The 11,200-nt window shown below is 68.2% G+C and carries 10 protein-coding genes; 8 read left to right on the top strand and 2 right to left on the bottom strand.

Features of this window, described 5'->3' with window-relative positions; translation table 11 throughout:
- Positions 1–306 precede the first annotated feature (306 nt).
- From HMPREF0975_RS02425 to HMPREF0975_RS02405, 5 genes are all read left to right on the top strand, one after another.
- Positions 307–1,590: a DUF418 domain-containing protein gene (locus HMPREF0975_RS02425; RefSeq protein ID WP_009232530.1), complete on the top strand. Its 1,284-nt coding sequence runs from the start codon at positions 307–309 to the stop codon at positions 1,588–1,590.
- A 331-nt stretch (positions 1,591–1,921) separates the two neighbouring features.
- The gene (locus tag HMPREF0975_RS02420) at positions 1,922–3,235 is read left to right on the top strand and encodes a DUF418 domain-containing protein (protein ID WP_009232529.1); all 1,314 of its coding nucleotides are present in this window, start codon (positions 1,922–1,924) and stop codon (positions 3,233–3,235) included.
- 131 nt (positions 3,236–3,366) lie between these two features.
- On the top strand, positions 3,367–4,650 hold the full coding sequence (locus tag HMPREF0975_RS02415; protein WP_049939384.1) for a DUF418 domain-containing protein: 1,284 nt from the start codon (positions 3,367–3,369) through the stop codon (positions 4,648–4,650).
- Between the two features lie 216 nt (positions 4,651–4,866).
- Positions 4,867–6,195 carry a DUF418 domain-containing protein gene (locus tag HMPREF0975_RS02410; RefSeq protein WP_009232527.1) on the top strand — a complete coding sequence of 443 codons (1,329 nt, stop codon included), beginning with the start codon at positions 4,867–4,869 and terminating at the stop codon, positions 6,193–6,195.
- 214 nt (positions 6,196–6,409) lie between these two features.
- Positions 6,410–6,868 (top strand): hypothetical protein, encoded by a 459-nt coding sequence (locus tag HMPREF0975_RS02405; protein WP_009232526.1) that lies wholly within the window; start codon positions 6,410–6,412, stop codon positions 6,866–6,868.
- A gap of 97 nt (positions 6,869–6,965) precedes the next feature.
- Here HMPREF0975_RS02405 and HMPREF0975_RS02400 read toward each other — a convergent pair whose 3' ends face one another.
- Together HMPREF0975_RS02400 and HMPREF0975_RS02395 are read right to left on the bottom strand one after the other, a co-directional pair.
- Entirely contained in the window at positions 6,966–8,198 is a 1,233-nt protein-coding gene (locus tag HMPREF0975_RS02400; RefSeq protein WP_009232525.1) for a sensor histidine kinase, read from the bottom strand.
- The gene (locus HMPREF0975_RS02395) at positions 8,195–8,854 is read right to left on the bottom strand and encodes a response regulator transcription factor (protein WP_009232524.1); all 660 of its coding nucleotides are present in this window, start codon (positions 8,852–8,854) and stop codon (positions 8,195–8,197) included. The genes HMPREF0975_RS02400 and HMPREF0975_RS02395 overlap by 4 nt, the downstream gene beginning before the upstream one ends.
- 178 nt (positions 8,855–9,032) lie before the next feature.
- Between HMPREF0975_RS02395 and HMPREF0975_RS02390 the strand changes: the two genes are divergently transcribed.
- The 3 genes from HMPREF0975_RS02390 to HMPREF0975_RS02380 form a co-directional block, all read left to right on the top strand.
- Positions 9,033–9,506: a hypothetical protein gene (locus tag HMPREF0975_RS02390; protein ID WP_009232523.1), complete on the top strand. Its 474-nt coding sequence runs from the start codon at positions 9,033–9,035 to the stop codon at positions 9,504–9,506.
- 82 nt (positions 9,507–9,588) lie between these two features.
- Positions 9,589–10,782 (top strand): peptidoglycan-binding protein, encoded by a 1,194-nt coding sequence (locus tag HMPREF0975_RS02385; RefSeq protein WP_009232522.1) that lies wholly within the window; start codon positions 9,589–9,591, stop codon positions 10,780–10,782.
- The coding region (locus HMPREF0975_RS02380; RefSeq protein ID WP_009232521.1) for an ABC transporter ATP-binding protein at positions 10,779–11,200 on the top strand (422 nt) is incomplete at its 3' end. The genes HMPREF0975_RS02385 and HMPREF0975_RS02380, both read left to right, overlap by 4 nt.

The following is an 11,200-nucleotide window of genomic DNA, read 5'->3' as shown; positions in this document are numbered from 1 at the left end:
TCCCTTCGAGACGCTGCTGCGCACCGCCGTGGCCCGCAGTGAGCGCAAGCGGCTTCGCCCGGCCCCGCCGGCGGCCTCCTGACGCGCTGACGTCCGGCCGGGGGCAGCGCTGGGCGGTTGCTCGCCGGCGTGGAACCCGTGCCTCGCGGGTCATCGAGGCGCGATCAGGCGGCCATCATGAGGGGTTCTGGTCCTCCAGGAGGAGGTGCCAGGCCCCTTCTCACCGCTCAGGCGGAGGGGACCGGTGCTGATGAGCAGCCTTTGCGGAGGAGGTGTGGATCGTAGGGGTTTCCTAGCGTGGTGGGCATGAAACTCGTCACCTCTTTCACCAGTTCTAAGGGGGTGCGCTATCCCTCCCCGGATGTGGCCCGTGGTTTCATGCTCCTGCTCATCGCCCTGGCCAACGTTCCCACCTGGGTCTACTTAGCGCGGTCCTCCACCTCTCCGGCCGACACCATCGACACGGCATGGTTGTGGGTGCGCACGCTGTTCATCGACCAGCGGTCTTACCCGCTGTTTGCGATGCTGTTCGGCTTCGGGCTCATGACCATGATCAACCGGCGTATCGCTTCCGGGACGCAGAGCTATCTTCAGTCCCTCCCCGGCGTGGAGGCCGGGCGCGAGCCGACGTCGCAGGAGGAGTCTTGGGCCCGTGAGCGGGCCACCGTCGACGCCCGTCGCCTGGTGCGGCGCCGGGGGGCGTGGATGATTCTCTTCGGCGCCGCCCACGCCATGCTCTTCGACAGCGACGTCATCGGCCTCTATGGTCTGGTCGCCGTCGTCTTCGCTGGGTGGGTCGCCCACAAGCACTGGAAACGAGCCGCGGTTGTAAGCGCCGTCATCGTTGTCGCCAACGTTGTCGTCACTTTCATCGTAGGCAGTCTCATGGTCTCCCAGGGCACGACCTCGTCGACGGCTATGCGCGAGGAGACCGATGGTTCGACCGTCACGCTCCTGTCCTACATCTCCGATGGCCTCACTAGCTGGGCCGGAGGTACGGTCCGCGGCGCACTCCTTTCCATGGTGGTTCCGGCGATGTTCCTCGGGGCGCGTCTGGCCGATACCGACCTCATCGCCCATCCCGAGCGGCACCGCCGCCTACTGACCGTCGTCGGCCTGGGCGGCCTGGGGCTCGGCGCCGTGGGCGGCATCGCGATCGCCGTGCGGGCCACGGGTGGGCCCCTGGTTGTCTGGGCGGTTTCTTTTGACAGGGTGGCGGGGCTGGTCGGTGCCTGTGGCTGGCTCGCGCTGTTGGCCCTGTACGCCGGTGGTCCGAGAACGGATGGTCGTCTGACGGGGCTGCGCAAGCTGGCCTCTAATGTGGGGCGGCGTTCCATGACGGCCTACCTTTCTCAGAGCTTCCTGTTCGCCGCCGTCTTCCTGGCCCTGCCCGCCCTGACCGGCATTGAGCTCCACCTGGGCGAGGCCCGGGCCGCCGGGATTGCTGTGGCGGTCTGGCTGGTGACGTTGGCCCTGTGCGCGGTGCTCGAGCGTGGTGGTCACGCCGGTCCCTTCGAGACCCTGCTGCGCACCGCCGTGGCCCGCAGCGAGCGCAAGCGGCCTCGCCCGGTCCCGCCGTCGGCCTCCTGACGCGCTGACGCTCGGCCGGGGGCAACGCTGGGCAGATACTGAGCTCGCGGCGGTTGCTCACCGGCGTGGAACCCATGCCTCGCGGGTCATCGAGGTGCGATCAGTCGGCCGCGAGGTTGTGATGCGAAGGTTAGGGTGCGGGCCACGTGCCGGGGTCGTTGCGGGCGCACCTGAATCCGGCAGTCTTTCACAACAGTCTCCAGAATGAGGGGCCCTGGTCCTCCGGGTGGAAGCGCCGGGGCTCCTCTCATGCCCACGGGTGAGGCACAGGCTCGGAAGACAGCCCCGGCGGAGGAGGCGTGGATCACAGGGGCTTTCTACCGTGGAGGGTATGAAACTCGCGACATCGTTTACCGGCTCCCGGGGGGTGCGCTATCCCTCCCCGGATGTGGCCCGTGGCTTCATGCTCCTGCTCATCTCTCTGGCCAATATCACCTTCTGGACCGGCGTGGCGCGGGCCTCGGCTCCCAACGATGCCGCAGACACGGCCTGGTTGTGGGTGCGCTCTCTTCTGATCGACGCCCGGTCCTATCCGCTGTTCTCTCTCCTGTTCGGTTTCGGGCTGGCCACCATGGTCAATCGGCGTATCGCTTCCGGGACGCAGAGCTATCTTCAGTCCCTCCCTGGCGTGGATGCCGGACGTGAGCCGACGTCGCAGGAGGAGTCCTGGGCGCGTGAGCAGGCCACCGTCGACGCCCGCCGCCTCGTGCGGCGCCGGGGTGCGTGGATGATCCTGTTCGGGTTCGTCCACGCCGCGCTCTTCTCCGGTGACGTCATCGCTGCCTACGGGTTGGTCGCCGTCATCTTCGCTGGGTGGCTCGCCCGCAAGCACTGGAAGCGGGCAGCGGTCCTCTGCGCCGTCATCCTTGTTGCCGGCGTCGTCATCACCTGCGTCATCATCAGTTCCATGACCTCCCAGGGTGCAGCCTCGGCGACGGATATGCGCGCGGGGGCCAGTGAATCGGCTACGACCCTCTTGTCCTACGTCTCCCACGGTGTCACCGCTTGGGCCATCAACCTGAGTACGACGCCGATATCGTTGGTGGTTCCGGCGATGTTCCTCGGGGCGCGTCTGGCCGATACCGACCTCATCGCCCACCCCGAGCGGCACCGCCGGCTCCTGACCGCCGTCGGCCTGGGCGGCCTGGGGCTCGGCGCCGTGGGCGGTATTCGGCTCGCTCAGTGGGTCACGGGAGGGCCTTTGATCCTCTGGGCCGTTCCTCTTCACCAGGTGGCGGGGCTGGCCGGGGCCTGCGGCTGGCTCGCGCTGTTGGCCCTCTACGCCGGCGGGCCCAGGGAGGACGGCCGTCTGACGGGGCTGCGCAAGCTGGCTTCCAATGTGGGGCGGCGTTCCATGACGGCCTATCTCTCTCAGAGCTTCCTGTTCGCCGCCGTCTTCCTGGCCCTGCCCGCCCTGACCGGCATTGAGCTCCACCTGGGCGAGGCCCGGGCCGCCGGAATCGCGGCGGCGGTCTGGCTGGCGACGGTCGGCCCGTGCGCCGTCTTGGAGCGCGGAGGCCATGCCGGTCCCTTCGAGACCCTGCTGCGCACCGCCGTGGCCCGCAGCGAGCGCAAGCGTCCTCGCCCGGCCCCGCCGTCGCCGGAGGTTGGTGCCGTAGCCGTCCCCACCGGAGCTTCCGAATGAAGATAGGTTCCCTCTCCTCCTTCAGGAGGAGGAGAGTGAGGGCGGCTACTCCTGAAGAAGGAGGACGATACAAGTAGGGTTCCCTCTGTGGAGGGAGGTCCGGGGGTACGGGGTGCCATATGTTCAATGGCATGCATCTCATCACATCATTCACCGGTTCCAGGGGGGTGCGCTATCCCTCCCCAGATGTGGCCCGTGGCTTCATGCTCCTGCTCATCGCAGTGGCCAACGTACCCCAGTGGAGCAGGGTACCGGCAGAGTCCGCCAGTACTTTCCGGGCGTCGGCGGCCGATGCCTGGTGGGTATTCGTCCGGACGCTGTTCGTCGACCACCGGGCCTATCCGCTGTTCGCGATGCTGTTCGGCTTCGGTCTCATGACCATGATCAACCGGCGTATCGCCTCCGGGACGCAGAGCTATCTTCAGTCCCTCCCCGGCGTGGATGCAGACCGTGAATCGACGGCGCAGGAGGAGGCCTGGGCCCGTGAACAGGCCACCGTCGACGCCCGCCGCCTCGTGCGGCGCCGGGGCTGGTGGATGATCCTGTTCGGATTCGTCCACGGCATTTTCTTCGTCGGAGACATCATCGGCGTTTACGGTCTGGTCGCCGTCGTCTTCGCTGGATGGCTCTCGCGCAAGCGGTACACCGCCCTGTGCATCGTCGGCGTCGTCATTGCTGTAGTGGTGGTCTGTGCTTACATGGCAATAGATCTCTTTGCTCCAGAGATGGCTGCACAGATGTCCGGGGAGCAAACGAGCTCGACACCCACGACGCTGCCCTGGTTCGTCGTCAACATCTCGAGCTGGATCTACGCCCTGTTCGTGCAGTTCCTCATCACACTGATCGTCCCCGCCGCGGTGATCGGCGCACGCCTGGCTGACACCGATATCATCATCCACCCGGAGCTGCACCGAGGTCTGCTCGCGGCGATGGGAATCGGCGGCCTGACGCTGGGGGTCGGGGGCGTGCTCCACAGCGCTCTGACCAAGGTGATGTCCATCTCGGCGTGGCCGTGGGACTTCGCAGCCAAAGAGGTCTTCGGCCTGGCCGGGGCCTGCGGTTGGTTGGCGCTGTTGGCCCTGTACGCTGGCGGGCCCAGGGAAGACGGCAGGTTGACGGGGCTGCGCAAGCTGGCCTCCTCCGTGGGGCGCCGCTCCATGACCGCTTACCTGAGTCAGACGATTCTGTTCGGGTTCATCTTCGTCATCGTTCCCCTTCTGGTGACGGGGGAGCGTCTGTGGCTGGGGCAGGCCGCGGCTGCCCTGGTTGCCGCGGCGGTCTGGCTGGCGACGGTCGGCCTGTGCGCGGCGCTGGAGCGCGGTGGGCATGCCGGTCCCTTCGAGACCCTGCTGCGCACCGCCGTGGCTCGCAGTGAGCGCAAGCGTTCTCGCCCGGCGCCGCCGTCGGCCTCCTGACCCGCTGACGCCCATCCGGAACGACGCTGGGCGGACAATGCGCCCGCGGCTCGTGGCCATCGGCCCGCGATCAGGCGGCCGTCAGGATGAGGGGCCCTGGTCCTCCGGGAGGAGGGACAGGGCCTTCCTCACCCCCTCGGGCGGGAGAGGATCAAGGCCGGAGAACAGCCCTGGCGGGGGAGGCGCGGGCCACAGGGGCTTCCTACCGTGGAAGACATGAAACTCGCGACTTCCTTCACCGGTACCCGGGGCTTGCGCTTCCCAGCCCCGGACGTCTCTCGTGGCCTCATGCTCCTGTTCATCGCCCTGGCCAACATCCCCTTCTGGACCAGCGTGACGCGCTCCTCCGCCCCCGGCGACGCCGCAGACATGGCCTGGCTGTGGATGCGCACCCTTCTGGTCGATCACCGCGCCTACCCGCTGTTCTCCCTCCTGTTCGGTTTCGGGCTGGCCACCATGGTCAATCGGCGTATCGCTTCCGGGACGCAGAGCTATCTTCAGTCCCTCCCTGGCGTGGATGCCGGACGTGAGCCGACGTCGCAGGAGGAGTCCTGGGCGCGTGAGCAGGCCACCGTCGACGCCCGCCGCCTCGTGCGGCGCCGGGGTGCGTGGATGATTCTCTTCGGCGCGGCCCATGCCGCGCTCTTCTCCGGCGACATCATCGGCACCTACGGCCTGGCCGCCGTCGTCTTCGCCGGATGGCTGACCCGCAAGCACCGCAAGCGGGCCATGGCCGTTAGCGCCGTCGTCACTGCCGCCACCATCTCGACGATGTACACCATGGGCAGCCATGTTGCGGCTCAGGGCCTGACTGCTGCGGCGGTCATGAAGCAGGGGGCCGGCGAATCGGCTACGACCCTCTTGTCCTACGTCTCTGGCTCCATCACCTCCTGGGCCGGGAACTCGGTCGCAACGGTGCTCTTCTCGATGGTGGTTCCGGCGATGTTCCTCGGGGCGCGTCTGGCCGATACCGACCTCATCGCCCACCCCGAGCGGCACCGCCGCCTGCTGACCGCCGTCGGCCTGGGCGGCCTGGGGATCGGGGTCGCGGGAGGCATCGGGTACGGCCTCTGGGCCACAGGCGGAACCCTGGTCGCCTGGACCGCTCCGCTTCACGAGGTCACAGGACTGGCCGGGGCCTGTGGCTGGCTCGCGCTGTTGGCCCTCTACGCCGGCGGGCCCAGGGAGGACGGCCGTCTGACGGGGCTGCGCAAGCTGGCCTCCAATGTGGGGCGGCGTTCCATGACGGCCTATCTCTCTCAGAGCTTCCTGTTCGCCGCCGTCTTCCTGGCCCTGCCCGCCCTGACCGGTATCCAGCTCCACCTGGGCGAGGCCCGGGTCGCCGGAATCGCGGCGGCGGTCTGGCTGGCGACGGTCGGCCTGTGCGCCGTCTTGGAGCGCGGAGGCCATGCCGGTCCCTTCGAGACCCTGCTGCGCACCGCCGTGGCCCGCAGCGAGCGTCGCCGCCGCCTCCCCGCGGCTCCTGTCGCAGTAGCCTCAACAGGTCCCGTCGCGACTCCCGGTGCATACGATCTGGTCCATTGATCATTCGCAGGTCCACGCCGGTGCGCGAGTCCCGGATCTCCGGTTGTTCACATGGTGGAACGGGGCTGATCGACTCCGCGGTGAGCGATTTCCCGGCAGGATGAGAGTTGTGAGTCGTATCGCAAGATGCGCGGGTTGATCCGCCCGTTTCACAGGGCACTGTAGACACGGTAGCCTGCTTGCGTCCCCAACACTGAAGGAAGCGAACAGTCTCATGACTCAGCCCCCCAACCCCGGTCAGCCTTTCTATCAGCAGCAGCCCTCCGCTCCCTCTGCTCCGGCAACGGGCCAGCCTTACCCGCCCCAGCAGCAGTTCCAGGGCGTTCCCGGTGCCCCGGGCGCTCCTGCTGCTCCTGGCGCTCCGGGTCAGCCCTTCCCGCCGGCGCCGGCAGGGGACAACTTCGTGGGCAACCTGCTCGACACGGCCAAGCCCTTCGCTGAGAAATTCGGCAAGGTGTTCTTCTACATTGCCGCCGTCGCCCTGGTCTTCAGGTGGGGCTACATGGCCTACAGCGCCGCAGCCGACTCCCACCCCTACGCCGAGGTCTTCTACGCTGGCCGGTTCTTCGGGGATCTGTTGGTCAACGCCCCCTGGACCATCGTGCAGATCGGCCTGGTCCGGCTCTTCATCGAGCTCGTCATCAACTCCAGCAAGAACGGCCAGCAGGCCTGACCGGTCGCGCTGCGACCGGCCGCATAGGAGCACAGTCGGCTTCTGGCTCCGGACGGCCGCCAACCCTGTCGGTTGGCGGCCGTCAGCCGACAGCGGGTCATAGGTGTGAGGCAGGTTCTCCCTCGTCTCCGGGCAGCTCGAGGACAGCGGTCAGCCCGCCGGAGGGATTGGCGCTCAAACTGAGTCTGCCGCCGTGGGCTGTGGCCACGGCCGTCACGATCGCTAGGCCCAGCCCATGTCCGGATCCCCGGGTCCGTCCTCGCCCCTCACCGCGAACGAAGGGCTCGCGCAGCGAGTCGACCTTGTCCTTGGGTACGACGGGGCCGTCGTTGCGGATCGTCAGCCGGACGCCGTCGTCCAGACGCGCCATGCCCACCGTGATCCGGCCGCCGTCGACATTGTACCGGGCCGCGTTGCGCAGGAGGTTGGAGACGCTCTGGCGCAGGAGGACCGGGTCGCCCTGCACCTGGATGGCCCGCAGGTGGGTGGAGACGCGCAGGTCTCGCTCGGCGACCTCCGGGGCGATGACGCCCAAGGCGTCGCGAACCGTCGCCTCCATATCCACATCCTCGCGGGCCAGCTTGCCGGACTGGGCGTCGGCCAGGTCCAGGAGGGCGTCGATCGTCTCCCGGTTGGCGCGATTTGTCTCCAGCACCCGGGTGAGTACCGTGCGCAGGTCCTCGGCTGAGGCCTGCGGGTCGGACAGGGCGACGTCGATCATCGTTTGCGTGGTGGCCAGGGGCGTGCGCAGTTCATGGGAGGCGTTGGCCGCGAAACGGCGGTGGACGGAGAAGGAGCGCTCCAGGGAGGCCAGCATGTTGTCGAAGGTGTCCGCCAAATCGTGGATCTCATCACGTGGCCCGGACAGCGCTAGGCGCTGACTGAGGTCGCCCGACGCTGCCCGCTTGGCCGCCGCATTCATCGAGGACAGCGGCCGCAGCATCCGCCCCGCCAGGATCCAGCCGACCGTCCCGGAGAGCACCACGAGCAGCGCCAGCGCGCCGACGGCCGAGCGCATGATGCTGCTGAGCAGGTCGAACAGGTTCGTATCCACCTGAGTGACCTCGCTGGTCTGCGAGGCCGGCACGGCGGCGGTGTCCCCGACCGGCCCACCGATCTCGATGTTGAGTGTGACATAGCGCGTGTAGAAGTAGACCAGGGCGATGAGGACCACGCCGGCGGCCGTCACCAATCCGGCGTAGGTCAGGGTCAGGCGAACCCGGATGCTCAGGTGCTTGGGGCGGCGGAACCGTTCCTCGCGTCCTGGCCGGGCGCCGTTGACGCCGTTGTGCTGCGCCGCGTCGTCGGGCGGTGCCTCCTGCCCGCTCATGCGCTGAACCTGTAGCCGGCGCCGGGAACCGTCTGGATGACCCAGGGCTCGCCGAGCTTGCGGCGTAGGTGGGAGATCGTCACCCGGGTGGAGTTGGTGAAGGGGTCCGCGTTGGCGTCCCAGGCCTTCTCCAGGAGCGTCTCGGCGCTGAGGACCCCGCCCTCGGCCTCCATGAGGACCTGCAGGACCGCGAACTCCTTGGGGCTCAAGTGGATGAAGCGCCCGTCTCGGTAGACCTCCCGGCGGAAGGGATCCAGGCGCACTCCGTGGGCCTCGATGACCGGAGTTCGCGCCGGCTGGCTGCGCCGCCCCAGCGCCCGCAGCCGGGCCACCAGCTCGGGGAACTCGAAGGGTTTGGTGAGGTAGTCGTCCGCCCCCAGCTCGAATCCGCCCACGCGCGCCTCCAGCGCCCGTGAGGCGGTCAGCATGAGGACCCGGATGCCGGGGTGCTCGCTGACCACCCGGCGGCAGACCTCGTCGCCGTGGATCACGGGCAGGTCCCGGTCCAGGACGAGGATGTCGTAGTCGTTGGTCGTTACGTGCTCCAGGGCGCTGGCCCCGTCGCCGACGACGTCAACGGCCATCGCCTCGCGCCGCAGTCCGGTGGCGATGGCCTCGGCCAGGTACTCCTCATCCTCCACGACGAGTACGCGCATTGCCCTGATCTCCTTCGCTGTGGTGTATGCGGCCGGTTCTAGAGACAACCAGCCATCGTGTTGCCACAACATAAGCGAAATCGTGAACCTTGTGGCAACACCGGTCCCGGTTGGCTGTTCCCCGAACGAACGGGCGTCACCGCACCCCGACCCATATGAGCCGAAAGGACCCTCTCCCATGAAGAAGCCCCTCAACACCCGGATCATCACCCGCGCTGCCACGGTAGTGACCTGCGCCGTGTGCGCCGTCGGACTCATGACCGGATGCTCCCAGGGCTCGAAGGCGGACTCGGCCTCCGGGGCCTCCGCCTCCGCCACCAGCGCGGACGACTACCTGCTCAAGATGGCCAAGTGCATGCGCGACAAGGGCATCGACGTCTCCGACCCCGACTCCAACGGGAACATGCAGTTCCCCGAGACCGACGCCGCCAACAAGGCCGCCGAAGAGTGCGAGAAGACCGTCGGTCCCGCTCCGGGGACCGAGGACCTCGCCAAGCCCGAAACGCAGCAGGACCTGGTCAAGGCCGCCGAGTGCCTGCGTAAGGAGGGCTACGACGTCCCCGACCCCGAGGCCGGCAAGGGGCTCCAGCTCAATGGCGATATCCCCCAGGACGTCATGAACAAGTGCTTCTCCGAACTCGGGAACAAGTAACGCGGCGACGTACAGGAGCCGACCCACCACTCGCTCGCGCGGCCGGGATGCCGCGCAGACACACACTCAGACAGGCATACACATGGATCAGACCACCACCTCCACGCAGGCCGACGGAGGCTCGACCGACACGGCGGGCAACCCGGGCACGGTGCGCCACACCCGACGTCGAGCCTTCCTGGCCATGGGGGCCGCCGCGGTTCTGGCCGCGGGTGCGGGCGCAGGCGCCTTCGCCTCCAAATCGGGCCCCTTCGCAGCCAAGGCCAAGCCGACGACGTCGACCTTCAACGGCGCCACCGACACCATCACCAAGGGGGACCTCCAGGGGCAGACCTCCGTGACCGGGACCCTGCGCTACTCCGACTCGCGCAAGTTCAAGTCGGGCTTCGAGGGCGTTCTCATCCAGGTGCCCGCCTCCGGGACGGTCCTGACCCAGGGTGATGTCCTCTACCGTACGGGCACCGAGATCGCCTACCTCATGCACGGTTCCTTGCCCGCTTGGCGCACCTTCGAGGCCGGGATGGACAACGGCGAGGACATCCGCCAGCTCGAGACGCTCCTGCGCGACATGGGCTACTTCGACTACGAGCCTGACAACCACTTCAGCTGGGCCACGACCAGTGCCATCATGAAGTGGCAGAAGGCAGTCGGCCTGCCGCAGACCGGGACCATCCCGCTGGGACGGATGGTCTTCACCCCGGGGGACCTGCGCGTGGGGACGGTCACCGCCCGGGTGGGGGACCGCATCGCCGCCGACGCCGAGCTCTACGACGTCACCTCCACCACTCAGGTGGTCGACGCCAATATCAAGCTCTCCGACCAGAAGCTCGCCGTCGTCGGCACCGCCGTGACCATCAAGCTGCCCGACGCCAACACCACCACCGGGACGATCACCTCCGTGGGCACGCCCACTGAGAAGTCCTCCGGCTCCGGTTCAGGGTCGGGATCCGGCTCAGGGTCTGGGTCCGGCTCCGGTGACTCCAAGGAAAGGGTCATCCCCATCACCGTGACCCTCACCGACGCCTCGGCGACCGCCAACTTCCAGGAGGTCTCCGTCACCGTCGACCTGCCCAGCGATAAGCGCGAGGGCGTCCTGTCGGTGCCTGTCGGGGCACTGTTGGCCCTGAGCCCCGACCAGTACGGCGTCGAGATCGTCGAATCCGGCGGCACCACCCGCAAAGTGCCGGTCACTGTCGGGCTGTTCGCTGGAGGGCGTGTGGAGATCTCCGGCGAGGGCATCTCCGAGGGACAGCGAGTGGTGGTGCCGCAGACATGAGCCGCATCCTGTCCCTGCGTGACGTGCAGAGAACCTACGGGGAGCCGCCCGTAGCCGCCTGCGCGGGCGTGAGCCTGGAGATCGACTACGGCGAGTTCGTCGCCATCGTCGGCCCCTCGGGCTCGGGCAAGTCCACGCTCCTCAACCTCATCGGCACCCTGGACCGGCCCAGCGCCGGCAGCGTCGAGATCGACGGCGTCGACGTCGGCTCCCTGTCCGACGCCAAGCTCTCGGCCCTGCGGGCCAGCCGCATCGGCTTCGTCTTCCAGCAGTTCCACCTGGCCGACGGCGTCAACGCGGTCGACAACGTCGCCGACGGCCTGCTCTACAGCGGGATCCCCCGCTCCGAGCGCCGCCGCCGCGCCCGAGCCGCCCTCGAGCGCGTCGGCCTGGCCCACCGGCTCGACCACCGCCCCCA

The sequence above is a fragment of the Actinomyces sp. oral taxon 849 str. F0330 genome (assembly GCF_000239715.1).
Lineage (GTDB): Bacteria > Actinomycetota > Actinomycetes > Actinomycetales > Actinomycetaceae > Actinomyces > Actinomyces johnsonii.
Note: the sequence above shows the minus strand (reverse complement) of the source record. Positions and strands in the feature narration are given on the sequence as shown.